The organism is Agrobacterium tumefaciens (assembly GCA_025559845.1).
Lineage (GTDB): Bacteria > Pseudomonadota > Alphaproteobacteria > Rhizobiales > Rhizobiaceae > Agrobacterium.
Genome location: CP048469.1, coordinates 1,494,230 through 1,515,249, shown reverse-complemented (window position 1 = coordinate 1,515,249; position 21,020 = coordinate 1,494,230). Strand labels below are relative to the sequence as shown.

Sequence of the window (21,020 nt, the reverse complement as noted above, 5' to 3'; positions counted from 1 at the left end):
TCTAAGGCCAAGCACCAAGACTTGTAAATATACAACTTGATACGTGTTTTACGTGTATTTTCTGATTGTGGAGGGTGTAGCCAATATCGATGCTGTTCCGAAAGACCGGCATTCTGGCCCGTGACGTGGCGGAGGAAAAGCACGGGCCGAAGCTCCCGGCGGTTTTGCAGCGCAGGGGTTTCCGGCTCCGGCACCCTATGGTACTTCGGTTCAGACACTGGAATTGGAACATGGCGCGCACACTCATCCGGCCCGGCGGGCGCAGCGAACGTATACAGATTGCTGTCCATCAGGCTGTGAGAGCCTTGATGGCTGAAAATCCGGAGCGTGAGCTGACGATACCGCTTGTCGCCGAGCGCGCCGAAGTTCCGCCATCGACGATCTATCGCAGATGGGAAAGTCTGCCCAAGCTGCTTGAGGACGTGGCGAGCGAACGTTTCCTGCCGGATAGCGTGCCGCGCGACACCGGGGCTTTCCGCAGCGATCTGGAGCTGTGGCTGGAGCAACTGGTCGACGATATTTCTTCCGGCCCGGGGCATGTTCTCCTGCGGGAGCGGCTGACCAATGTGCGCGTGGCGCAGACGGCGGCCGGTTATGCCTTTCAAAACCTCGTCTGCCTTTGCGATCGATGCGCGGGACGCGGCGAGGTGATGCCTGACCCAGATCGCCTGATGGACATGATCGTGGCGCCGATCATCTACCGAATCTTCTTTACCGGCCAGCAGATCTCGAAGGCCTATCAGGTCGAACTGGTCAGCAATGCCCTGTCATCGCAGGCCATGACGCATCCTTTCACCAACCAGCCGTCGATCCGCGATTACGTCCTCTATGAGAACGATCCTCAGTAATTGAGTAGTGCGGTGTCGCCGTCGCCGAACGAAGGTTTGACGCCCAGAAGCGCTGCCGATCTGGTGATGATCTCCTTGGCCATGGGAGCTGCGGTATAAGCGGCGAGACGGCCGCCTTTCTCGCCAGTCAGCGGCGCGTCAATCGTGGTCAGAACGACATATTGCGGCTTGTCCATCGGGAAACCGGCCAGAAAGGCGTTGAAGTTCAGGTGGGCGGCATAACGCCCGTTGATGACCTTGTCGGCGGTTCCGGTCTTGCCTCCAACATTGAAGCCCGGCACCTGAGCGCTGCGGCCAGAGCCTTTCACGCCGTTCCAGTGAAACAGGAAACGCATGTCGGCGCTGGTTTTCGGCGAGATCACCTGAGTCGTCTTCGAGGCGATATCCGCCGGTGGGCGAACAAGGAAGGTCGGTGAAATGAGCTTGCCGCCGTTGATCAGCGCCGCTCCGGCAATGGCTGTCTGCATCGGCGTTGTCGCAACGCCGTGGCCGAAGGAAATTGTCGCCTGATTGACCTTTCTCCAGACACGCGGCTGGCTTGGTGTGGCAACCTCGGGCAGTTCCGTGTCCATTTTCGACAGGAGGCCGAGGCGGGTCAGAAATGCGCGGTGATCGTCCATGTCGACCATCGCGGCGATGGCTGCCGTGCCGATGTTCGATGAATACTGAAACACTTCCGGCACGGTCAAAGGTCTGCCCTGGCCATGGTCATCATGAATGGTGAAACCGGCAATGCGCAGTGGTTTCGTCGCATCGAGCACGGAATTGAGGGTGATCTTGCCCATATCCAGTCCCATCGCCAGCGTGAAGCTCTTGAAGGTCGATCCCATCTCGTAGGTCGCATTGCTCATGCGGTTCAGCCAGCCGTTTTCGTATTCCTTGTCGATTGTGCCATCCGCCAGGGTGCGCGAGGGTTCGTTCGGGTCGTAATCGGGAACGGATGCCATCGCCAGCACTTCGCCCGTGTTGACGTCGAGAACGATGGCGCCTGCGGCCTGCGCCTGATAGGCGCTCATCGAGCGGGTCACGACCTCATGAACGATGTTCTGGACGCGCAGGTCTATGGAGAGCCTGACCGGCGCTAGCGGGGTGTCTGATGTCATTCCAAGCGCGCGCAGATCTGCCCATCCCTGGCGGTCGATGTAACGCTCCATGCCTGCCAGCCCCTGATTGTCCACGTTGACGTGGCCGAGAATGTGCGCAGCCGTGCGCCCGCCAGGGTAAAAACGGCGCTTTTCCGGGCGAAATCCGATGCCGGGAATGCCGAGCGCCAGAATGTCGGCCTGCTGGCGTGGCGTGAGCTGGCGCTTCAGCCACTGGAAAGCAGTTTTCGATTGCAGCCGTCTATGGATGTCGCTCCAGTCGATATCCGGCAGCACTGAGGCAAGCTTTTCCACGGCTTCGTCGGCATCGACGATCCGTCGCGGTTCGGCGTAAAGCGATACCATGTTCAGGTCGGTCGCCAGCAGTTCGCCGTTGCGGTCGACAATGTCGGGGCGGGAGGCCATGGAGGTGCCCCGGCCGCCGATGGACACCGTGGTCTGCGACGACGCAAAACCGTACTGCGCCAGCCGCGCCCCAATGACGCCATACATGGCGATGAAACTGCTGATGAGCACCAGAAGACGTTTGCGCGTTTCCTTACGTCTTGAAACCGCCGCGCCGGGAAGGCGAAAACTGCCGCCGCGTTTGTGCTGGGCAAAATGAAATCGGCTGCGGGCGGAGAGGATGCGAGATGACAGGGACATTGAGTTCCAGAGACCGTGTTCCGGGGCAGTCAAAATCCGATCACTCGGTACCACCGGCATTATTAATGCGAATCAATTAGCATTAATAATGCGAGTCACTCGTTAATGCGAATTTAATTGCATTAGATCGAGATGGCTGTTTGTCGCAGGCCGCAACGAGCCTGTCCGTTGCCTCCCAGGCATCGGCCGAAACCATCATCGACTAAGGGGACTTCTGGTTGGGAGCGCTAGGCCGCCATTCGCCGCATCTGGGCGATCACGTCTCTTTCCCTGTAGGGCTTTGAAAAGAAGACACTGTTTTCCGGCAGGCTTGTCCGTGCCGGGGTCATGTGACCGGAGGTGATAATCAGGTGAATTGGCGGCCAGCGGTCACGGATAAGGGCCGCCAGTTTCATGCCGTCCATGCCACGCGGCATGTCGATATCGGTAAAGACGATGGTGATATCCGGTCGCGTTTCGAGAATAGCAATCGCTTCCGTCGCGTCGGCAGCCTCGATCGCTTCGAAACCCTCGGCCTCGATCATGTCGACGGCCGCCATTCGCAACAGCGGTTCGTCCTCGACGACGAGTATCTTGGGCGCTGACATTGGCATACCTTACGCCGCCTGTACCTGAACAAGCGGTGCCTTGAATTCGGCACTGAAGCCTGATGGAGCGTAACTCAGCCGAACCTGTCCGGTTCCCACGAGGCCCATTTTTATCAGTTTCGAGCCAAAACCCTTTCTGGTCGGTTCCACGGCGGGAGGGCCGTTTTCTTCGTCCCATGACAGAACGAGCTCGTCTGCGCCGTCTTCCTGCCGCTCTACACCCCAGCGAACGCATACGCTGCCTTCCACAACGGAAAGAGCACCATATTTCAGGGCATTGGTGGCAAGTTCGTGCAACAGCAGCGAGATGGAGAGTGTGGCGCGGGCTCCAAGGTCGACGCTTGGCCCATCAAGGCGAAAACGGCTTGGATCGACCAGCGCGCCGAGGACGGCAGAAACCACATCGCCGATTTTGGCTTCGGCCCAATTCTGTTGCAGGAGAACGTCGTGGGCAGTCGACAGCGCGTGCAGTCTCTGCATGAAGGCATCGACAGGTTCACGATCTGGAATGGGCCGAAGCGTCTGTGCTGCGATCGCCTGTATCATCGCAAAGGTATTTTTCATGCGATGGCTGAGTTCGTGGTTGAGAACCTTCTGGGCTTCGTCGGCATTGGCCTTGAGCTGCGCTACGGCCTTGCGCTCACTGTTGTCGGTAAAAAGAATGCCGACGCGCAGTTCCGAAGGATCGCCAACGCGAAAGGCGTGCACGTCGAACCAGCGTTCCTCAAGTTCGTTGGCGAAATGTTCGAAGCGTGCAGTTTCACCCGTGAGCGCAACGCGGCCGTAAATCTCGAACCAGTGTTCCTCGTGGTTGGGTGCCAGATCGCGCATCCATTTGCCATGGGCGTCCACCAGTCCCGTCTGGTCTGCAAAAGCGGGATTGATTTCGATAAAACGATAATCCACGGCCCGTTCGCCATCGAATTTCATTTCGACGATGCAGAAGCCGTCCTCGATGGCGTCGAAGAGCGTTCTGTACTGGTTTTCAGTCAGTCGCTTCTGAATATCGAGATCGTTTTGCCGCGTGATTGCCTCGTTGCGGGCATTGATCGCACGTTTCAGTTCCAGTTGCGTCATGACCTGGCGGGCAAGATTGCGCAGACCTTCGGCCTGTTGCTCATTCAGCCCTTCCGGGCGCGGCTTGTTGTCGATGACACAAAGGCTGCCAAGCGCGTTGCCCGCTTCGTCGCGAAGCGGCGCGCCGGCGTAGAAACGAATATGCGGCGAACCGGTGACTAGCGGGTTTTTATTCGTGCGCGGGTCTTGCGTGAGATCGGGAATGACCAGCAAGTCGTTCTCGACCAGGGCATAAGCGCAGACTGAACTGTCCAGATCCGTCTCGCAGGGTTCGAAGCCGACCTTGGCCTTGAACCATTGCCGTGTGCCGCTAACCAGACTGACTAGGGCAACCGGTGTTTCGCAGATCAGACAGGCAAGCGATACGATGTCGTCAAAGCCCTGTTCTGGCGGGGAGTCGAGAACGGCGAAGTCGTCGAGAGCAGCAAGTCGCGTTTTGTTCTGAACATATTCTGGAATCGACACTGTAAGCCTATTGTCGGACGTCGCGAAAATGGGACAATGGCACTTCTGGTGGCGAATTTAAAGAGGTCGCAGCATTGGCCGTGCTCCGCCAGTTTTGGCTTGGCGACGGGCATAAGATGTACTCAACAGAACGTGTCTTTGACTGCCAGGAAATGCTGTTTTGCTTGATATCGGGCTGACCTGTTCATGTCTCTGTCTTGAAACTTGGTTAGGGGCGATGGTTCAGGCAGGAATAAACTGGGAATGGCAGACATGATCGTGACGAAACGCCTTCAATTATGCCGTTTGGAAGATCGCCATCGTCACGCATTCGCGATGATGCATGCCGACCGGGAGGTGATGGAGGACCTTGGTGGGCCTGCCGATCACGCGGAAAGCGAGGCCAAGTTCGACCGCTATCTGGCCGCACTGGCTGAACATGGCGTTGCCCGCTGGGCGGTCGAAGACAGTAAAGGCGATTTCCTCGGATATTGTGGCGTGATGCCGCGCATGGCGAGGGAGCATCCCCTCGGTCCGCATTTCGAAGTCGGCTGGCGGTTCAACCGCGCGGCATGGGGCAATGGGTATGCGGCGGAAAGTGCGGGTGCGGCGCTGACACATGCCGTCACCGATCTCGGCCTGACCGGCATTGTCTCCTATACCGGCGCAGCCAATCTGCGCTCGCAGAGCGTGATGCGAAAGCTTGGCCTTGTTCGCGACGCAGCGCGTGATTTCACCATCACGCACCTGTCAAAGCCGTGGCACGGTCTGGTCTGGACGGTTCCCGTCGATTTCCGTCCGACCCCGACCAGCCGGTAGCATTGCGTACGCATCACGGTCGCGACAGGGCCGATGGCATGTCCAGAGCAGAGGTGACCGATTTGAACTGCCTGATCATGTCACCGGCATAGGGATTTGCGCCGAGGATCGCCTGAAACACTTCCGGTGCATCGTGGCGAACCATGTCCACAGCGGACATCAGCGCATCGAAGCTTTTTGTCGTTAGGCGTGTCTGTCTCAGGTCCATCTGCAGAAGCAGGTTGGCAACAAGGTGGGTCAGCCCCTGAACCTGCGCGGCATCGCGGTCATGATCGTCAGGTGTGGTGATGATGACATCAAGGCCAAGCCTGCGGAAGAAGGCGGCAACGCGCAGGTGAGGCCCACGCACCAGGCAGACAGCGATCCGCAGCCCGCGAATGCCGCCTCTCGCACTCTGCGGTCCAAACAGCGGATGCGTCGCGACAATCTCCACGGTGTCGGGAAGCAGTTCCTTCATCATGGCGGCGGGCCCGGTCTTGACACTGCCGACATCGAGCACGAGCGTTGCGGGCTTCAGATGCGGGGCAATTTCGATCAGCACATCGCGCATTCTGCTGACCGGCATGGCCAGCACCACGATGGCGCATTGCGCCGCTGCCTCAAGCGAAACAACCGATACGCCGAGCCTTTCGGCGCGGGCGATATCCGGCGCGATGTCAAAGACGCGGATATCGAAATGCGGGCCAAGGTGTTCGGCAATCAGTTGACCGAAGGCACCGAAGCCAATGATCCCCAGCGATATCAGGGGCAGTTCTTGGGAAACGTCAGACATGACATCCTCGAAAAGGCCACACGGCCAGAGGCGTCCGTCTAAATCAAACCGCTGGCCAGGCAGCGGTTGAACAATATGATGAACCCGCCGCTATTTCAGCATCGCATAATACAGGCCGGCAAAGGTCGTAACGGTCATCATGAGAGCCGAATAGCAAGCCGCATTCTGCAAGTCAACGAAGCTTTGTGGGGGTGGTGATGCCGGCCTTTCAGTCGCTTGCGACGACCTGCGGTTCGTAGGTCGTCAGATCTTCGAACTTGTAGCCGCGTTTCTTCAATTCGCGGATCACCGTGCGAAGATTGTTTTCTCCGTCGAACTTGTCCTGAAACATCTGGTCGTGCATCAGCAGGATCATCTTTCCGCGCGTGACGAAGCGGTTATGCGCGAAGAGCGCGTCGATCTCGTTCACCAGTGTCTTCGCGGATTGAACAGGCTTGCCGTCGTTGTAGTGGACCCATTCATGATCCCAGCCAAACAGGCGGAAACCGGCCTCGCTGACCAGCTCGAAGTCCAGCCATTCCTGTCCCCATTCGCGCACATCGAGCGAAAGGTCTTCGGAATGGATGTTCTGCAACCGAAACACGTTTCGTCCCGGTAATCTCGCAGGCGTGGGCTTTGCCAGACCGAGAACGCCGTTGGCCTTCTCGAAATCGGCAATGACGCCATCGCTGTTCGAATAGAACTGTCTGTAACGGTTATGGGCGTGGCTGTAGCTGTGATTGCCGACGACGACGGCATCCAGCGATTTTGCTTCCTTCAGAACAGCGCGGCCGCCGTCTTGCGTTTCAACGTGAAGGCCGACCATGAACATCGTTGCCGGCACGTTTTCTTCGAACAGCACCTGCAGAACATTTTCCGTGCCGGGAAGCGGGCCGTCATCGAAGGTCAGATAGATGGTTCGCTCGGCGGCCTTGGCCGATGGAGCGCAAAACGCGGCAAAGGCCACGGCAGCAACAAGGGCTCGAAATCTGTCACCAAACCGCATCCGCACGATCTCCCAGGCCGCCATGGCGTGGAGAGTGCCACAATCAGACGGCGAGACGCAATGTCATCGACAAACTTCTACGATACGGATTGGTCGTGTCGAGAAGAAAGGGCAGGGAGCTACCCCTTCTCTTTTCCGGTTCTGCGAATGCTGCCGTGTGCTGCGGTCAGACAATGCCTTGTCCGACCGCCGCGGGCACGTTCACTCCGTTGCCGCACCGGATGCATAGTCGCTGTCCGTCACCTTCTCCATCCAGGTTACCGAGCTTCCGTTCAGTGCTTCCGCCACGGCGAAATGGCTCATGGCTTCGCCTGCCGAGGCACCGTGCCAATGCCGGACAAGTGGCGGTATCCAGACAATGTCACCGGTGGTGACTTCCTGGACGTCTTCACCTTCCTTCTGCACCCAGCCCCGGCCGCTCAGGATGTAAAGTGTCTGACCGAGAGGGTGCGTGTGCCATGCGGTGCGTGCGCCCGCTGTGAAGGAAACGGTTGCGCCGCCGACACGCGCCGGCTGCGCGGCCTGATAGAAGCTCGAGATTTCCACCTTGCCGGTGAAATACTGCTCCGGTGCCGCAATCATGCCGGTTCCTGCGCGGGTGATCTCGATATCGGCATTCTCAGCGTTTGCCGGGGTAGCGTTCCTGCCTTCCAGCACCTGCTTCAGCACTGGCACAGCCGACATGGCGCGAGGCCAGCCGGCGTAGAAAGCCACATGGCTCAACACTTCCGAGGCTTCGGCCTGTGACAGGCCATTATCCATGGCCCGGTTGGCGTGGAACGGCAATTGTTCGGGCTGACCGAGTGCAATCAGCGCGGCAACCGTGATGAGACTGCGGTCGCGGGCGGAGAGATCGGGCCGTTGCCAGAGATCGCCGAAGAGGACGCGGTTGGTGAGGTCTGCGAGCGTTGCGGCTGTCGGCGCCACAGCGGTGTTGACGGTGTTTGCGCGGGCTGCCTCTGCGGCGGCTTCCAGTGCGATGCGCGGACCGGTGCTGTTTTCCACCGGCGCGATGCTGCGCTCATCGAACACCTTCTTGGTTTCCGTGACTGCGGAGATGGCGTTCGGCCAACCGGAATAAAATCCGAGATGGGTGATGATCTCGCCGATTTCTTCCGGCTTCACGCCATTGTCCAGCGCGCGGCCAACATGGGCGGCAATCTGCGCGGTCTTGCCTGTCGAAACCAGTGCTGAAACGGTGACCAGGCTGCGGTCGCGCGGCGAGAGGTCGGCCCGTTCCCAGACCTCACCGAAGAGAACGTTGTCGGTGAAATGCCCGAGACCGGGTGCGACGTCATAGACGGCCGGTGGGGCAATCCGCCGGCGTTCTTCCTGTGCTTCGGCGCCAGTGGCGGCGAGGGCGGAGATGGCGAAACTTGCAGCAATGTTTTTCATGTCGGTATCCTTTGTCGTGCAGACAGGCGCGGTCGGCAGGAAACGTCTGCCGAACGGGGCCTGTGACGTGTGGATTGACGTCGCCGTTCATCGGCGACGCAGAGTTTCAGCGGTGATTTGTTTTGTCCGTCTCAAGCCAGATGCTGGCCGAAGAAATCGGCGATCCGGTCGAACGGGATCTTGTCCATCCGGTCATAAAGATCGGTGTGATTGGCGCCGGGAACGATCAGCAACTCTTTCGGTTCTGCCGCTGCGGCAAAGGCCGTTTCGCTGAAATAGCGGGAATGCGCCTTTTCGCCGTGGACGAAGAGAACCGGGCGCGGTGAAATCTCGGCGATATAGGTCAGGATCGGCATGTTCATGAATGACAGCGGCGTCGTCTGGCTCCAGGCGTTTCCGGAGTTGACGGCTCGGGCATGGTAGCCGCGCGGCGTCATGTAATAATCGTGGTAGTCGACGAGAAACTGAGCCTCGCCACCCTTCAGCTCGTTATAGGGTGGCTGGTAGGCGGGCGTGCCATTTTGCGCATCCTGCCAGCGCTGCCGGCTCATCTGTTCAAGCGCCTGAGTGCGCTGCTCAAGGGTAACGCTGTCATTGTAGCCTTTCGACATGACGCGGGTCATGTCGTACATCGTGCTGGCCACCACGGCCTTGACGCGCTTGTCCACGGCCACCGCATTCAGCGCCATGCCGCCCCAGCCGCAGATGCCGATGACACCGAGACGCTCGCGGTCAACGAAAGACTGCAGTCCAAGATAATCGACCGCAGCACTGAAATCCTCGGTGTTGATATCGGGTGAGGCAACGTTGCGGGGTTCACCACCGCTTTCGCCCGTATAGGACGGATCGAAGGCCAGTGCCGCAAAGCCACGCTCGGCCATTGTCTGGGCATAGAGCCCGGACGACTGTTCCTTGACCGCGCCGAACGGACCACTGATGACGAGACCTGCGAGCGGTGCGCTGCCGCGGTCTTTCGGCAAATAGAGGTCACCGGCGAGCGTGATGCCGTAGCGGTTCCTGAACGAAACCTTCTGATGGTCGACACGGTCGCTCTTGGCAAAGACCTTGTCCCATGTGGCGTCCTGCGCCACCGCCGCCGACTGACCACCCACGGTTACCATGCTCAATGCGGCGACCGTCAGGCCGGTTGTCTTCATCAGATTTCGTCTGCTGGTGTTGAGGGTTTCAATTGTTTCGACGTGTCTGGTCATGGAGACATCTCCTGCGTGTTTGAGGTTTCGGTCATGGGAGGGGTTCGATGCGAAGTGGAAATTTCCCGGCGAGATGAAGGGCATCCTGGCCTTCATCAAAACGCCCAAGCCGGATCAGGCCGGGGTGTTTGTAATCGGCGTAAAACATCGCCAGATTGCCCCAGGGCATGTAGTAGCAGAGGTCGTATGGGCTCTCATTGTCGAATTGACCGTGGCCTTCCGTCGTGAGCTTGCGCGGCAGATAGGCGATCTTCTCGTTGGAGCTGAAGTCATCGATTGTCAGGTCGAGCGGAAGCATCGTGAAAAAGTCGCGGGCGGATGCATTGTCGTAGAGCGATGCGCTCATGCTTCTGCCGGCGAATGTCAGCCTGATCTTCATGTCGGTCATGTCCTGATTGTTGGGGGCGCTTTTTCCGAAGACGTGTGCAGGCAGGACGAAGGCTGTCAGCGCCGTTGCCAGAAGTGTTCTCCGCTGCGGTTCCGGCGCATTTGATCTCTTCATGGCCGGTCCCGTGCTGCCCGCCATGCGGCGACGGAAAGAAGCGAGGAGCAGAACAGGAGAAGCGCGCTCATCGAGAATGTCGACTGCCAGCCCAACGCATCGAAGACCAGCCCGCCGGCCGATGCCCCCGCCGTGATGGCGAGCTGAATGACGGCGACCTGAAGCCCGCCGCCGGCCTCGGCATCATCGGGAAGCGTGCGGCTCAGCCACGTGCCCCAACCGACCGGTGCTGCCGTGCCGAGGAAGCCCCAGCCGATCAAGGCGACGAAGACCGGGATTTTCATACCCCCGAAGGCGATCATGAACAGGGCGACAACGGCCATCAGCAGCGGGATGGTGACCAGAATGCCGAACAGGCGGTGTTGCAGCAGTCTTCCGACGACCCAGGTTCCGACCGCTCCCGCCAGACCCATGACAAGCAGGAACACCGACAGCGTTTCGATGTGGACCCGTGTGACCTGTTCCAGAAACGGGCGGAGATAGGTGAAAAGCGCAAACTGCCCCATGAACAGCGTCAGGATCGCCGCCATGCCCATTGCCACCGGCAACCGCGCCAGAAGCCTGAATACGTTGAGCGATGCGCGTTCCCGACGAGGGGGAAGGGATGGCAGGCTGACCCATTGCCAGACAAGCGCAAGCAGATCCACCGGTACAACCAGAAAGAAGGCGCCACGCCAGCCGATATAGGCACCGAGAAGACTGCCAAGCGGGGCTGAGACGGTTGCCGCGATGGCATTGCCGGCATTCAGCAGAGCGAGCGCTTTCGGTATCTCTTCATTGGGGACAAGCCGCATGACGATGGATGTCGACATCGACCAGAAACCGCCGATCGATACGCCCAGCAGGGCGCGTCCCAGCATCAGAACGGAGTAGGAGGGGGCGAAGGTGACAATGGCGCCCGATACCATCAGCAGCGCCGTCAGGCCGAGAACGACGGTTCGGCGGTCCAGCCTGCGGATGACGGAGGCAATGCACAGACTGGTCAGCACGGCAAAGATGCCGGAAACCGATATGGCCTGACCGGTATTTCCTTCGGAAACACCGAGATCAGTGGCAATGGGCGTGAGCAGGCTGACCGGCATGAATTCCGAGGCGATCAGAACGAAAACGCACAGTGTCATGGATAGCACCGCGCTCCAGGCAGCAGGCACCGTCTCCTTCGCTTGAACGTTTTCGTTGTAGGTGAGTGTCATATGGCGCCGCCTGTCGAAACCGGGTTTCTCTCTGTGGCGCCAGGATATTGTCGCTCTACTTTGCGGACAATCCGTGCTAATCCGCATGGACTTATCGAAATCCAATATTAATAGGAGCAGCCATGCAGCGTGAGGACATGAAGGATCTGCTGTGGTTTCTCGAGGTTGCGAAGGCGCAGAGCTTCACGAAGGCGGCAGCGACACTTGGTACGTCGCAATCGACGCTCAGCTATACGATCAAACAGTTGGAGGCACGGCTTGGCGTGCGTCTGCTGACGAGGACCACGCGCAGCGTTGCGACGACCGAGGCTGGTGAGCGCCTGTTCCAGTCGCTTTCGCCGCGTTTTGAGGGAATTGAGGCTGATCTCGCCGACCTCGTTGCCTTTCGTGAAAAGCCCTCGGGCACCGTGCGTCTGACGCTCTCCGATCACGCCTTGCAGATGACCGTCTGGCCAAAATTGAGCCGGGTGCTTTCGGGTTATCCCGACATCCGCGTCGAACTCTATAGCGACAACGGCATGCGCAATATTGTCGAGGAACGTTTCGATGCGGGTGTGCGGCTCGGTGAGAGCGTCGACAAGGACATGATTGCCGTGCGTATCGGTCCGGACTGGCGTTTGCGGGCGGTGGGTTCACCCGACTATTTTGCCAGCCACGGCATTCCACGGGTGCCGCAGGATCTGGTCGGGCATGTCTGCATCAACACGCGCCAGGCTACCTGGGGCGGATTTTATGCCTGGGAATTTGAAAAGGACGGCCGCGAGCTTCGGGTCAGGGTGGATGGGCAACTGAGTTTCAACTCATCGATCGCGCAGATCGACGCCGCCATGAAAGGATATGGAATTGCCTATATACCCGAGGATCTCGTCGAGGAGCACATTGCCTCCGGCAGATTGCAGGGCGTACTCGACGACTGGTGTGAACCGTTTACGGGCTATCATCTCTATTATGCCAGCAGACGGCAGATGTCGCCGGCGATGAAGGTTGTGCTTGAGGCGCTGCGCTATCACGGATGACGCTGGATTTACGTCGCGATATTCCGGTTGACTGAAAGGAAGGGGTGGGATGCCCCTTCGATTTTACACGATCGCTGTTCTCTCGTCTTCAGCGTTGGGTTTCTGCCAGCGTCTGTCTGAGGCGGTCGGTGTTCATCGGTACGCAATAGACTGGCCGGTCACGCTCGAAACGCCAGCCTTCAGACAGAGGGCCGACATCCACCGCGTCAAAGCCGAATTCATCATAGAGCCTGATGGCTATGGCCTTGTCTTCCTTGCTGTCACCGGCAAGAGGCAAGGCGCGGCGCTCAGTCGAGCCTGCGGGGCGGCCATCCGTTTCGAGATCATTCATGGTAACGGCGTTGAAGGCTTTGACGATACGCGATTGCGGAAGGTGTTTTGCCAGAAGTTCGCTTGTCGTGGTCGTGCCGGCATCCAGTTCGGCTATGCCACCATCGCGTTCCCGGTAGTAGTTGTTGGTGTCGATCACCACCTTGCCCGCTAGAGGCGCCACCGGAATGGAACGATAGGCGGCAAGCGGAATGGCAACGACCACGATATCGCCAAAGGCGGCGGCTTCTTCCACCGTGCCGACCTCGCAGCCAACGCCGTATCTGAGGCTGAACAGGGTTTGCGGTCCGCGTGAATTGCTGAGCATGACCTTATGGCCCGCAGCGACGGCAAGCTTGCCGATGGCGCGGCCGACAAAACCTGCGCCGATAATTCCGATGTTCATGTCGTATCTCCGTGTTGATGGGATGACGGAGGTTTAATTTGATGCCAAAACCGGATAAATTCTCCATATTGAACGACATTCAACACTGTCAGGGGTTAATCGTGGACAGGCTTACCAGCATGGCGGTTTTCGTCAAATCCGCGGATCTGGGTTCTTTTGCCGGTGCCGCCGAGGCCATGGGCATCTCGCCGCAGATGGTCGCCAAGCACGTCGTGTTTCTGGAAGACCGGCTGGGCACTGCGCTGCTGCACCGGACAACGCGGCGCCAGAGCCTGACGGATGTGGGCCGCGCCTATTATGATCGCTGCAAGCAACTGCTTTCGGAGGTCGAGGCGGCGGAATCCGTGGCGAAGGAGATGCGCTCGCGTCCGAAAGGCGTGCTGCGCGTCAACGCACCCATGACCTTTGGCGCCTTCAGCCTCGCGCCATTTGTCACCCGCTATCTCAGCCGCTACCCGGATATGCAGATCGACCTGACGCTGAACGACCGTTTTGTCGACCCGCTGGAAGAGGGGTTCGAGGTGATGGTGCGTGTCGGCGAGGTCAATGATGCGGCCCTTGTTGCCCATCCTCTTGCGCCATATCGGCTGATTGCCTGCGCGTCTCCGGATTATCTGGCGCGACGCGGCGTGCCCAGGACGCCAGCCGAACTCGCAAAACATGATTGCCTGGCCTATGCCTACTGGTCCCCCTCCGTTCCCTGCCGATGGCAGTTCAGCCGCAACGGCAGGACCGAAGAGGTGCAGGCGACGGGACGCATCCGCAGCAACGACTGGAAAGCACTGTTGCATGCCGCTAAAGAGGGTTTCGGTGTTACCCTGGGGCCTGAGAGCGTATTAGACGCCGAAATCGCCGCCGGTCGGCTTGTGCGGGTATTGCCGGATTATGAAGGACCGGTTCGGCCGATGCATGTGATCTATCCGGCGGGGCGCCGACCGACCGTGAAGGTGCAAAGCTTCGTGCAGGCGGTCTTGGAGGAGTTCGGCGAATGAAATTCCCGGCGCCATGCCGCATGATGTCGCCGGGAGGTGAGAGGTCAATGAAAGGCCAGACCTTCTTCCTGGAGTGACTGTTTCACTGCCTCTCTTTGCCGCATGCGTATGTACCATGCCTGCAGGTTGAGGAAGGCATCGAAACGAATATCGGCGTTATAGTAGGATTTCAGCCAGGATGCCTGACCCCAGCCGGTCAGCGCGAACAGATAGGCATCGGCAACGGTGAAGCGGTCTCCCATCAGATAGGGGGCTTTAACCAGTTGCTCATCAATCCAGGCGAAGCGTTTTAGCAGTTTCGGCCGTGCCGTCTCCAGATAACGACCGGCGAGGTCCGCGTAGAGCAGCGGGATGAACCCCTTGTGGATTTCCGTCGCCAGGAAGCCCAGCATTTCCTGCAGCTTGTAGCGCTCGAATGTTCCGTTGGCTGGCGCCAGGCAGCGTTCCGGTTTCAGATCGGCCAGATACTGCAGAATGGCGGCGCCTTCGAACAGTACGCGGCCATCATTCAACTGCAGGGCCGGAATGTAACCATTGGGGTTGATCCGGTAAAAATCCTCACCTGTTTCGTCTTTTCGATCGCTGACGTTGACCTTGATAAACTCGACCGCCAGTTCAAGTTCGTTGGCGACGATATGCGATGCGAGCGAGCATGCCGCCGGCATATAATAGAGTTTCATTGCTGTCTCCGAATGTGTCTCTGCGCGAACCCGTGTCGTATTGCTCGCGGCAGGAAACCCACTTAATGGAGGCGGTATAAAAACGTAAGAACGCAAAATATTGTCATCTAGGTACATAAATTATACCTGTCTTCGCGAAAGGCGCCCGTTATGAAGGATAGCGTGACCGGCTGTTCGGTTGAGGAAACAATGCGTTTGCTGGGCGGGCGATGGCGATTGCTGATTGCTTCCTATCTGGTGGATGGTCCGAAGCGGTTCAATGAATTGCGCAGGCTTGTGCCGAGTATTTCGCAGCGGATGTTGACGCTTGATCTTCGTGCCCTGGAAGAGGCGGGACTGGTGATGCGCACCGTCTATCCCACCATTCCCGTCAAGGTGGAGTATTCGCTGACCAGCGATGGTCAGCGTCTGGAGAAGCTCGTTGCGGTGGTAAAGGAATTCGGCCTTTGGCTGAAGGCGCGCGACGACGTTCAAAGTGGATGAGTGCGGCTCTTTGGCCGTTGCGCGAATTAAAGTGGCGTTCGCTACCGGCGGATGCGGCGAGCCAGCAGCGCTCCGGCGTCCCCGATGACGATTGCCGGTATCAGGATCAGCGCCATCTCGTTGATGTGCTTGGGTACATCCACAACAACGAGATTTAGCCCAAACCACGGGTTGACGATCTGCACCAGGTAGATTGCCGCCCACCAGAGGCCAAAGGGAACGACGATCAGCCAGCGTCCGACGCGGGTGGCGCTCCAGCGATCGGCGGTTTCGGCTATGGCAATATCGCGGGCTGCCTCAAGGCGCTTGATCGTTTGGTCGGCGGCGAGACGATCCCTGTCCGTTTCTGCAGCCAGTTTCGCCTGATAGGCGGCAAGCAATGGCGCGGTGAATTTTTCGACCAGTCCGCCAAGCAGGAGATTGGTGAGCCACGTCATCTTGCCCAACCGTATCTATGGGCAAGCATATACCAGCCTTCCGCCAGGGCGGCGATGAGCGCACCGATGAGGATCTGCAGCGCCATGGCAATATCGGGATCTGCGGACATCAGGTCTCCGAGTTCAGGCGCGATAAACCCCTGGGTAACAAGGACCGCCGCGATATACCGCAACAGAATGCGAATGAAGACGAGCGTCATGTGTGGTGCCCTCCTTTGATGACGGAGGCAGGATTGTTGGGGAAAGGTTGTTCGCGCAAATCTAGAGATGGGTGGAGAGCGCGCCGGCGGCAAAGGCCTTGAACAACAGGGCGATCATTGGCCCCAGAACGAGCAGCAACAGGGCCCAAAGCGCATTGCGTATCCTGTCGGCGATCTTGCCGACACTGCCTTCAATGCGCATCAGTGCGGCGTTGATATGGGGTTGCTGGGCTTCCAGCGTGACAAGCCTCCAAAACTGAGCTGGCGAGTTCCACAAGGCTGCCTCCGACCTTAACTAAACCGCGGGTGATCCCCTTCCCAGTTTCTACGATGCTTTGTCCAGACCACTCCAGATCCTCAACCGTCATGAGTTGCACATCATGACGCTTTACGAGTTCCAAGTCTTCGCTCGCAAAGTGTCGCCTGTCTTCAGGCGTCAAGTACGGCTTTATCTGAAAGAGGACCTTCTCGCGCGGCATTCCGGCGAGTTGCTCAGTCGCAAGCCCTAATGCAAAGTAGGAGTTGATGTCGCTCTGAGCCTGAATGTCCGTACGAAGCTGGTGAACTCCGGCTTCGTCGAGGCTTCCTGAGTCAGCGATCCTTAGAATCAGATCGACTTTTTGCTCTGAGACTGAAGGTCCCACAGGTTGGATTGCCGCAGTGTCAGCCCTCTTACCAGCCTCGCTTGCGGTCTCGGGGGCCGTGGCCATCGGCGTAATTGAATCCGACGGTGCCGGGTCTGGGGGAGTAGCAGAGACGGCGGGGTTTGTAGTGCGTCCAACGTCACCGTCCGTATTGCTTCCGGCTACCGGCGTCGTGACCGGAGTGAAGGGTGACCCGGATTGAAGGGAAGTCGGACCAGCCGTTTGGTACATCAGGCTGTTGGGCTGGCCTGTCGCGCGTTCGTCGTCCGTTTTGCTCGCTGCAGCCGGCTGGTAAAACACGCTGTTGCGCCGGTCTTTCTCACGCTCCGTTGCATCTTTGGCGATCCGGTCAAATGTTGCGAGATTTTCGAGGTCACGTTCGGCGATGTCGCCATTGGTCCGGTTTTCCGCCAGCCAGGCGGCGAGGCGTGGGTGTTCTTTGAGCAGTTTTGCCCGACGGATTTTGTCAATCGTTCTCTGAAACTCAGCCTCGTTCCCCATGATGATGGAATGCGGTGGGGCAGGGTGGCCGGTCGCCTCTGAATATGCCTGGCCAAGCCCGGCTGTTTTCGAAAAAACGTCTGGTTTTTCATCCCCAGATTGCATATCGATATCGGGTGAGACAGCATCCCGACGGTGGTTCTCTTTTCCTTGAGTTTCGCGGTCGGGTTGAGTGTCCAAGGCATGCCTCTCCTGTTTGATTGAGGCATGGTTACGGGGGCAATGGTTGTGGGGGTGAATGATGCGCGCAGAAGCCGTAAGCCGTCTTGTCGGCTGGGTGGGCTTGTTGTTGTGTGGGCTGGTCATGCCCGCTCATGCAGCACCGCCCGGAAATTACGCGCCGCCGGAATTCTGGCAGGGCGTCAGGGCGGGAGACAGTTACGACCGGGTGAAAGCGCAGCCCGGCTGGACTGAATGCGGCGGTGCGCCTCGAACACGGTTGTGCCACCACGATCCAGGGCCGAAGGGCGATACAGAGGCATTCGTACTGAAGTTCTTGGGTGAAAGGGCGTTTTCGGGTACGTTCGGCATGGCAGGTGCCGAGAATTTCCTGCCGCTCTACAGGCGTTTTCAGCTTTCCGGGTCGGGAAACACGACAACCATTCGGATCAAAACGTTATTTGTCGATGTCGATCTTTTCAAGGATATGCATGAGCTGGGGGTCAAGAACGCGGTTTTGAAAGCCTTGCCGCTCATCGATCCGAAAAACGTAGAGGCACTTTTAGAACTTCAATTCGTTCCACGCCGTTTGGAAGAGGGCGCTCACTATCGGAATGCTGATGAGTATTTGGAGGCCTTGCCTCCCGGTGCACTTGTTTTGACGGCTCAGAGAAATCCGCTGCGCGAGGTCAATATTGCAGTCATCATGTTCGAATTGAACCTGGCCGACAAAAAGATTGTGTTTCCCGAGTATTGCGTCGATCAATGCAAGTCATGGAGAATGCCCGAGGGAAACTGAGGCATTCGCGTTCGAAACGAGCGAGGGTCTACCGCATTCCGAATTTTTTTCATTGTGCGTGGATTTTCATCTTTAAATTGTATTGTAATGTGTCGTTCTTGCTTCCTGTTGCGGGTGCGTTGGGCAATGATTGCGTCGATACGTTGTGACCTGTTTTTTGAGGTTGATCGGTTCTCTCTCTGGGCGACAGAACGATGTTTCCGAATGGTCTGCGGACAATTGCAGGTTCTCGACGAAGCCGTAAGGCGGTTGAGCTTCGACGAACGCTACAGATGAATAACTAGAAATTTTTAGGATAAGGATTATGCGATGAATGAATTTGACATGATGATCGGGGGAAACTTTTTCCTGCTCATTCTCCTTGTTGCCTTTGTCACATTTGGCTGCATGCTGAAAATCTCCAGATGGTTCAAGCGCAGCATCGCCACGACGCTGCTAATATGCCTGATGGGGCCGGTTCTGGGTTTGTTGGTCGGCACGGTCACGGTTTTCGTTCTGGCGCTTTTCAACTATTTGCCATCCACACTTGCGACGGTGACGAGTAACCCGCTCGGCTCACTCGCCTATTTTCTGGAGACGGGATTTCCGATCAGCGTGGGCTCCCCTCTCAGCATCATCTTTTTTCTGTTCTTCCGGCCCAAAGCAGCTTCGCCTGAGCAGAGTGTTGCCGGCGCAGACTCCTCAGCCAATTTGAACTGATGTGGTGAGGGGTGTCCGCGTGGCGGCAATTCTGCGGCGTCTGGACACCGGCAGGCCGGATGCCACAATCGGGTCGCCTATGGCACCCATGTTATTTATCCTGGCTGCGCTTCAGTTCGGCACGCAGTGCCTCCAGTGCCACTGAGGAATAGCCGCGGCGGGTTATGAGGTGTGTGCGGGTCTTTCCAAACCGTGGCGGAAGGGGAATGGCCTGTACCTCAGCCTCGGTGTGGACGGCGCGAAGCACGGAACGCGGCATGATGCCGATGCCTGAACCGGCCGCCACGCAGGCGGTGATCGCATGGTAGGAACCGAGTTCGAGAACCCTTTCCGGCATGATGTTTGAGCTGGAGAGCCAGTCCTCGAAAATGCGCCGATAGGAGCAGCCGGTGGCAAAGGCAATGACGGTGCGTTTTGCCAGTTGCCGTGCGGCCTCAATAGACGCCACCTCTTTGGCGCCGATCAGCACCAGTTCCTCCGTAAAGGCCGGGCAGGTGTCCAGATCGTCGGCCTGAAATGGCTCCGACACAAAGGCGGCTTCCACATCGTAGTTGCGGACACGCTCGATCATCGAGGTTGTGTCGCCTGTCACCAGTTCCAGGCGAACGTCCGGATAACGTTGATGGTAAGATGCCAGCAGGGGCGGCAGGCGGGCGGCTGCCGTGCTTTCCAGTGTGCCAATTCTCAGTGTTCCGCTTGGAGCACGCGAGCGCAGCGCCGCTTCCGCCTCGTTGGACAGGCGCAACAACCTTTCTGCATAGGTCAGAAGCAGTTGTCCCTCGGCGGTGAGAACCAGCTTGCCGCCTTCGCGGTGAAACAGCGAGACCTGTAACCGCTCTTCGAGGTTTTTGACCCGTGTTGTGATGTTCGACTGGACCCTGTTCAGCCGCATCGCTGCTTTCGTTATGCCGCCGCAGTCCACGACAGCCTTGAAGATTTCAAGCGAGTCTATGTCTATGTTTCTCAATTCAAGAACTCCCTATCTCTATTATTCATTTTTCAAGATGGGGAAGGCAAGCTAGAAATGTCGCGGACGGATCGGAGCTGTTGCTGCTCGCAGCGCCTTGCCAACTCCAACCCATTATCGCGAGGACCACCTTGGATTTTTCTCCCTTGCTGCTCATACAGGTCGGTACGCCGCCTGAAGCCATTCGCACCCGGCATGGCGATCTGCCGCAGTGGTTCCGGCATGCGCTGGGGCCGTTGGCTGAAACGCTGCAAGTGGTCCGTGTTTTCGATGGAGAGGTGTTGCCCGCGCCGGAAAGCATTTGCGGCGCAATCATCACCGGTTCGTGGGACATGGTGACGGAACGTTTGCCGTGGAGCGAAGCGACAGCGCAATGGATCGGTCAGGCGATGGCAATCGACCTGCCGCTGTTCGGCGTTTGTTACGGTCACCAGCTCATGGCGCATGCTCTGGGCGGTCACGTTGACTATCATCCAGATGGGCGCGAGATCGGAACGCAGACGATCCGCCTTCTGGAGGGTGCAGAGCATGATCCACTGCTTCAGGCCATGCCGCCGCTATTTCCTGCGCATCTGACCCACATGCAGACCATCATAAGGCTTCCACCTGGCGCCAAGGCACTTGCCGCGTCCAGTCACGATCCTCATCAGATCGTCCGTTATGGACGCAATGCCATATCCACACAGTTTCACCCCGAGTTCACGCCGGAGATCGGTGCAGCAATCATTCACCTGCGCGCCGATGCATTGCGCAATGAGGGACGAGACCCGGACAGCCTGCTTGCGGGGGTTACTGATGCACCAGAGCCGGTTGGACTGCTTCGCCGCTTTGCGGTGCAGGCGCTGAGCCGTCAGCAGCTCGAGACCACTGCCTAGTTTCACGTAACAACATGGAGGAGATCATATGCCCTACGTCAACATCAAGGTTACCGGCGGCTCGGAGGCACCAACCGCTGAGCAGAAAGCGGAACTCATCCGTGAGGTTACGCAGCTTTTGGCCCGCGTCCTGAACAAGAACCCGGAAACAACCGTGGTCATCATCGATGAGGTCTCCCTGGACAATTGGGGTGTCGGTGGCGAAAGCACGACCGTTCGCCGGCAGAAAAGCAAATCGCAAAAGTCGGCTTAACACCAGCACGGCGCTCAAG

General features: G+C 58.3%; 25 protein-coding genes. 9 read left to right on the top strand and 16 right to left on the bottom strand.

The window, feature by feature from the left end:
* Positions 1 to 230: 230 nt before the first annotated feature.
* Entirely contained in the window at positions 231 to 848 is a 618-nt protein-coding gene (locus FY156_07700; protein ID UXS01369.1) for a TetR/AcrR family transcriptional regulator, read from the top strand.
* On the opposite strand, the gene FY156_07695 is transcribed toward FY156_07700, so the two are convergent.
* The 3 genes from FY156_07695 to FY156_07685 all read right to left on the bottom strand — a co-directional run bounded on the left by FY156_07695 (position 842) and on the right by FY156_07685 (position 4,719).
* Positions 842 to 2,596 (bottom strand): penicillin-binding protein 2, encoded by a 1,755-nt coding sequence (locus FY156_07695; GenBank protein UXS01368.1) that lies wholly within the window; start codon positions 2,594 to 2,596, stop codon positions 842 to 844. The two genes, FY156_07700 and FY156_07695, sit on opposite strands and share 7 nt — an antisense overlap.
* A gap of 227 nt (positions 2,597 to 2,823) precedes the next feature.
* Positions 2,824 to 3,189, bottom strand: coding sequence for a response regulator (locus FY156_07690; GenBank protein ID UXS01367.1), 366 nt, complete (start codon positions 3,187 to 3,189; stop codon positions 2,824 to 2,826).
* Between the two features lie 3 nt (positions 3,190 to 3,192).
* Positions 3,193 to 4,719: a GAF domain-containing protein gene (locus tag FY156_07685; GenBank protein ID UXS03074.1), complete on the bottom strand. Its 1,527-nt coding sequence runs from the start codon at positions 4,717 to 4,719 to the stop codon at positions 3,193 to 3,195.
* Positions 4,720 to 4,968: 249 nt separating this feature from the next.
* Between FY156_07685 and FY156_07680 the strand changes: the two genes are divergently transcribed.
* Positions 4,969 to 5,523, top strand: a complete 555-nt coding sequence (locus FY156_07680; protein UXS01366.1) for a GNAT family N-acetyltransferase — start codon at positions 4,969 to 4,971, stop codon at positions 5,521 to 5,523.
* Positions 5,524 to 5,536: 13 nt separating this feature from the next.
* Here the strand turns inward: FY156_07680 and FY156_07675 are convergent, their stop codons facing one another.
* From FY156_07675 to FY156_07650, 6 genes are all read right to left on the bottom strand, one after another.
* Positions 5,537 to 6,295 carry a prephenate dehydrogenase gene (locus FY156_07675; protein ID UXS01365.1) on the bottom strand — a complete coding sequence of 253 codons (759 nt, stop codon included), beginning with the start codon at positions 6,293 to 6,295 and terminating at the stop codon, positions 5,537 to 5,539.
* 208 nt (positions 6,296 to 6,503) lie between these two features.
* The gene (locus FY156_07670) at positions 6,504 to 7,280 is read right to left on the bottom strand and encodes a polysaccharide deacetylase family protein (GenBank protein ID UXS01364.1); all 777 of its coding nucleotides are present in this window, start codon (positions 7,278 to 7,280) and stop codon (positions 6,504 to 6,506) included.
* A 201-nt stretch (positions 7,281 to 7,481) separates the two neighbouring features.
* Positions 7,482 to 8,675, bottom strand: a complete 1,194-nt coding sequence (locus tag FY156_07665) for a cupin domain-containing protein (GenBank protein UXS01363.1) — start codon at positions 8,673 to 8,675, stop codon at positions 7,482 to 7,484.
* A 131-nt stretch (positions 8,676 to 8,806) separates the two neighbouring features.
* Positions 8,807 to 9,886 (bottom strand): alpha/beta hydrolase, encoded by a 1,080-nt coding sequence (locus tag FY156_07660; GenBank protein UXS01362.1) that lies wholly within the window; start codon positions 9,884 to 9,886, stop codon positions 8,807 to 8,809.
* Between the two features lie 31 nt (positions 9,887 to 9,917).
* Positions 9,918 to 10,388 carry an MFS transporter gene (locus FY156_07655; protein ID UXS01361.1) on the bottom strand — a complete coding sequence of 157 codons (471 nt, stop codon included), beginning with the start codon at positions 10,386 to 10,388 and terminating at the stop codon, positions 9,918 to 9,920.
* The gene (locus tag FY156_07650) at positions 10,385 to 11,581 is read right to left on the bottom strand and encodes an MFS transporter (GenBank protein UXS01360.1); all 1,197 of its coding nucleotides are present in this window, start codon (positions 11,579 to 11,581) and stop codon (positions 10,385 to 10,387) included. The genes FY156_07655 and FY156_07650 overlap by 4 nt, the downstream gene beginning before the upstream one ends.
* Positions 11,582 to 11,718: 137 nt before the next feature.
* Here FY156_07650 and FY156_07645 point away from each other — a divergent pair, with 137 nt between their 5' ends.
* Positions 11,719 to 12,597, top strand: coding sequence for a LysR family transcriptional regulator (locus FY156_07645; protein UXS03073.1), 879 nt, complete (start codon positions 11,719 to 11,721; stop codon positions 12,595 to 12,597).
* An 88-nt stretch (positions 12,598 to 12,685) separates the two neighbouring features.
* On the opposite strand, the gene FY156_07640 is transcribed toward FY156_07645, so the two are convergent.
* Positions 12,686 to 13,312 (bottom strand): NAD(P)-binding domain-containing protein, encoded by a 627-nt coding sequence (locus FY156_07640; protein ID UXS01359.1) that lies wholly within the window; start codon positions 13,310 to 13,312, stop codon positions 12,686 to 12,688.
* 101 nt (positions 13,313 to 13,413) lie between these two features.
* Here FY156_07640 and FY156_07635 point away from each other — a divergent pair, with 101 nt between their 5' ends.
* The gene (locus tag FY156_07635; protein ID UXS03072.1) at positions 13,414 to 14,304 is read left to right on the top strand and encodes a LysR family transcriptional regulator; all 891 of its coding nucleotides are present in this window, start codon (positions 13,414 to 13,416) and stop codon (positions 14,302 to 14,304) included.
* A 44-nt stretch (positions 14,305 to 14,348) separates the two neighbouring features.
* Here FY156_07635 and gstA read toward each other — a convergent pair whose 3' ends face one another.
* Complete coding sequence (gstA, locus tag FY156_07630) at positions 14,349 to 14,984, bottom strand: glutathione transferase GstA (protein ID UXS01358.1); 636 nt, start codon at positions 14,982 to 14,984, stop codon at positions 14,349 to 14,351.
* Between the two features lie 150 nt (positions 14,985 to 15,134).
* Here gstA and FY156_07625 point away from each other — a divergent pair, with 150 nt between their 5' ends.
* Positions 15,135 to 15,467 (top strand): helix-turn-helix transcriptional regulator, encoded by a 333-nt coding sequence (locus tag FY156_07625; GenBank protein ID UXS01357.1) that lies wholly within the window; start codon positions 15,135 to 15,137, stop codon positions 15,465 to 15,467.
* Between the two features lie 41 nt (positions 15,468 to 15,508).
* Here FY156_07625 and FY156_07620 read toward each other — a convergent pair whose 3' ends face one another.
* From FY156_07620 to FY156_07605, 4 genes are all read right to left on the bottom strand, one after another.
* Positions 15,509 to 15,904, bottom strand: coding sequence for a hypothetical protein (locus FY156_07620; GenBank protein ID UXS01356.1), 396 nt, complete (start codon positions 15,902 to 15,904; stop codon positions 15,509 to 15,511).
* The gene (locus tag FY156_07615; protein UXS01355.1) at positions 15,901 to 16,104 is read right to left on the bottom strand and encodes a hypothetical protein; all 204 of its coding nucleotides are present in this window, start codon (positions 16,102 to 16,104) and stop codon (positions 15,901 to 15,903) included. The genes FY156_07620 and FY156_07615 overlap by 4 nt, the downstream gene beginning before the upstream one ends.
* Positions 16,105 to 16,165: 61 nt before the next feature.
* Positions 16,166 to 16,306: a hypothetical protein gene (locus FY156_07610; GenBank protein ID UXS01354.1), complete on the bottom strand. Its 141-nt coding sequence runs from the start codon at positions 16,304 to 16,306 to the stop codon at positions 16,166 to 16,168.
* Positions 16,296 to 17,429 carry a hypothetical protein gene (locus tag FY156_07605; GenBank protein ID UXS01353.1) on the bottom strand — a complete coding sequence of 378 codons (1,134 nt, stop codon included), beginning with the start codon at positions 17,427 to 17,429 and terminating at the stop codon, positions 16,296 to 16,298. Before FY156_07605 ends, FY156_07610 begins: the two co-directional genes overlap by 11 nt.
* 61 nt (positions 17,430 to 17,490) lie before the next feature.
* Here FY156_07605 and FY156_07600 point away from each other — a divergent pair, with 61 nt between their 5' ends.
* On the top strand, positions 17,491 to 18,207 hold the full coding sequence (locus FY156_07600; GenBank protein UXS01352.1) for a hypothetical protein: 717 nt from the start codon (positions 17,491 to 17,493) through the stop codon (positions 18,205 to 18,207).
* Between the two features lie 309 nt (positions 18,208 to 18,516).
* Positions 18,517 to 18,906, top strand: coding sequence for a hypothetical protein (locus FY156_07595; protein UXS01351.1), 390 nt, complete (start codon positions 18,517 to 18,519; stop codon positions 18,904 to 18,906).
* A 91-nt stretch (positions 18,907 to 18,997) separates the two neighbouring features.
* On the opposite strand, the gene FY156_07590 is transcribed toward FY156_07595, so the two are convergent.
* Positions 18,998 to 19,873, bottom strand: a complete 876-nt coding sequence (locus tag FY156_07590; protein UXS01350.1) for a LysR family transcriptional regulator — start codon at positions 19,871 to 19,873, stop codon at positions 18,998 to 19,000.
* 131 nt (positions 19,874 to 20,004) lie between these two features.
* On the opposite strand from FY156_07590, the gene FY156_07585 reads away from it, so the two are divergent.
* Both FY156_07585 and FY156_07580 read left to right on the top strand, forming a co-directional pair.
* Entirely contained in the window at positions 20,005 to 20,748 is a 744-nt protein-coding gene (locus FY156_07585; GenBank protein ID UXS01349.1) for a glutamine amidotransferase, read from the top strand.
* Positions 20,749 to 20,776: 28 nt separating this feature from the next.
* Positions 20,777 to 21,001 (top strand): 4-oxalocrotonate tautomerase family protein, encoded by a 225-nt coding sequence (locus tag FY156_07580; GenBank protein UXS01348.1) that lies wholly within the window; start codon positions 20,777 to 20,779, stop codon positions 20,999 to 21,001.
* The last annotated feature ends 19 nt before the right edge of the window (positions 21,002 to 21,020 follow it).

Bases quoted from the DNA above. Each gene is read 5' to 3' on its own strand.
- FY156_07700 (UXS01369.1), top strand. From the start codon at position 231: ATGGCGCGCACACTCATCCGGCCCGGCGGGCGCAGCGAACGTATACAG.
- FY156_07695 (UXS01368.1), bottom strand. From the start codon at position 2,596: ATGTCCCTGTCATCTCGCATCCTCTCCGCCCGCAGCCGATTTCATTTT.
- FY156_07690 (UXS01367.1), bottom strand. From the start codon at position 3,189: ATGCCAATGTCAGCGCCCAAGATACTCGTCGTCGAGGACGAACCGCTG.
- FY156_07680 (UXS01366.1), top strand. From the start codon at position 4,969: ATGGCAGACATGATCGTGACGAAACGCCTTCAATTATGCCGTTTGGAA.
- FY156_07675 (UXS01365.1), bottom strand. From the start codon at position 6,295: ATGTCTGACGTTTCCCAAGAACTGCCCCTGATATCGCTGGGGATCATT.
- FY156_07670 (UXS01364.1), bottom strand. From the start codon at position 7,280: ATGCGGTTTGGTGACAGATTTCGAGCCCTTGTTGCTGCCGTGGCCTTT.
- FY156_07665 (UXS01363.1), bottom strand. From the start codon at position 8,675: ATGAAAAACATTGCTGCAAGTTTCGCCATCTCCGCCCTCGCCGCCACT.
- FY156_07660 (UXS01362.1), bottom strand. From the start codon at position 9,886: ATGACCAGACACGTCGAAACAATTGAAACCCTCAACACCAGCAGACGA.
- FY156_07655 (UXS01361.1), bottom strand. From the start codon at position 10,388: ATGAAGAGATCAAATGCGCCGGAACCGCAGCGGAGAACACTTCTGGCA.
- FY156_07650 (UXS01360.1), bottom strand. From the start codon at position 11,581: ATGACACTCACCTACAACGAAAACGTTCAAGCGAAGGAGACGGTGCCT.
- FY156_07645 (UXS03073.1), top strand. From the start codon at position 11,719: ATGAAGGATCTGCTGTGGTTTCTCGAGGTTGCGAAGGCGCAGAGCTTC.
- FY156_07640 (UXS01359.1), bottom strand. From the start codon at position 13,312: ATGAACATCGGAATTATCGGCGCAGGTTTTGTCGGCCGCGCCATCGGC.
- gstA (UXS01358.1), bottom strand. From the start codon at position 14,984: ATGAAACTCTATTATATGCCGGCGGCATGCTCGCTCGCATCGCATATC.
- FY156_07625 (UXS01357.1), top strand. From the start codon at position 15,135: ATGAAGGATAGCGTGACCGGCTGTTCGGTTGAGGAAACAATGCGTTTG.
- FY156_07620 (UXS01356.1), bottom strand. From the start codon at position 15,904: ATGACGTGGCTCACCAATCTCCTGCTTGGCGGACTGGTCGAAAAATTC.
- FY156_07615 (UXS01355.1), bottom strand. From the start codon at position 16,104: ATGACGCTCGTCTTCATTCGCATTCTGTTGCGGTATATCGCGGCGGTC.
- FY156_07610 (UXS01354.1), bottom strand. From the start codon at position 16,306: ATGCGCATTGAAGGCAGTGTCGGCAAGATCGCCGACAGGATACGCAAT.
- FY156_07600 (UXS01352.1), top strand. From the start codon at position 17,491: ATGCGCGCAGAAGCCGTAAGCCGTCTTGTCGGCTGGGTGGGCTTGTTG.
- FY156_07595 (UXS01351.1), top strand. From the start codon at position 18,517: ATGAATGAATTTGACATGATGATCGGGGGAAACTTTTTCCTGCTCATT.
- FY156_07580 (UXS01348.1), top strand. From the start codon at position 20,777: ATGCCCTACGTCAACATCAAGGTTACCGGCGGCTCGGAGGCACCAACC.